The 782-nt window shown below is 48.0% G+C and carries 1 pseudogene; it reads right to left on the reverse strand.

Annotated elements, in window-relative coordinates:
- A pseudogene (locus tag R7Q09_RS25060) lies at positions 1 to 782 on the reverse strand (insulinase family protein); the annotation flags it as partial.

The raw sequence follows: 782 nt of genomic DNA on the forward strand, positions 1-782 counted from the left end.
TTGTACTTATCGGTGTTAGTAAAACGCAGCAGGTAAAACGATGAAGGCTCGTGACCATCAGTGACGACCGAGCGCGCTGGCAGCTCATCATTAAATGACACACGATAATCTACAGCTTTACCCGGCTTCATCTTAATTGATGCCACGTATTTGCGTAGAAGCGGCGTAATTTGCTCAGGCTCAACGTCTGCAACAATCACCATTTTGTAACCATGATCGGTTTTAAATAGTTGATCATGCACCGCAAGAATCTGCTCTGGCGTGACCGTATCGGCACCATCACTGTTCAATAAACGATGACGACTATCCGGCGTGTAAGCGCTGGTGTTCGCTACTTGGATAAGCGTACCCATAGGCGATTCCAAGAAAGCGCTGCGCTCTTGCTTAAACTCTTGTTTCACCGCGGCAAGCTGGCGTTCATCAACCTTGATTTCGGTCGAAAGGTTGTACAAGCCATTCAAAGCTTCAACTAGACGATTTTTTTGCGTCGTAACCTGAACGCCATGCACTGTTGGCTCGAGTATTGGACCAAAAGCGATGTTGTTCGTACGTAAATAGGCATCCAGCTCTGAGCCAGAAAACTCTCCTAATCCACTGCGAACAGCGGTCATGGCAGCCAGTTCATAGGCTGGATAAAGCGATTTATCTAGAGCGGCTTTACCCCCTTGGCTAGTGAAGTAGATGTAAGCGCGGCCACCGGCTTTTGCGTCTTTTTGGAACCAAACATCCACACCGTTTGATAAGGTGTAAACCTGAAAACCACCCGGAGCTTGACGCATACT

It is taken from the genome of Vibrio sp. 2130-1, assembly GCF_033339515.1.